Below are 474 nucleotides of genomic sequence, written 5' to 3'. Positions count from 1 at the left end.
AGGGCTTCCTGTACCTGCTGCCAGACGTAGTCGACGTCCGCCGGATGAATCAGCCGGCCATAACTTTTCTGAGTCATTCTGACCAGATCGTCGGCACTGTACCCTGTCAGGGCCAGACAGCCTTCACTGACGTATTCCATGGTCCAGTCGCGGTCGTTACGAGAGCGGTAAATCATTGTTGGCAGGCGCGACACCAGAGCATTGAGGCCACGCTGGGTCGCACGGTTTTGCTGGTCTTCCTGCTCCTGAAGAGAGATATCACACAGGGTGGCAGAATATTGCCGGGTCTTTGGTGATTGTGGCCCCAGGGTTTGCAGGCGTAATTCACACCAGAGTGGCTGCCGGTCCGGGCTGGCGAGGCGTAACTTGAGCGGCGGATACGGACCACTGGCAGTCAGGTCGCTGCTGCCGTTAAGCAGCTGTAGCCAGGCGGCACGATCCTGCGGGTGCAGAAAATCAGCCAGTGGTTGGTTC

At 58.4% G+C, this 474-nt stretch carries 1 protein-coding gene; it reads right to left on the bottom strand.

The window, feature by feature from the left end:
* Positions 1–474, bottom strand: a 474-nt coding sequence (locus tag Q4563_RS16000) for a PAS domain-containing protein (protein WP_303605176.1), incomplete at both ends; no start/stop codon positions are given.

Source organism: Gilvimarinus sp. 1_MG-2023 (assembly GCF_030548285.1).
This window is presented reverse-complemented; position numbering and strand designations above follow the sequence as displayed.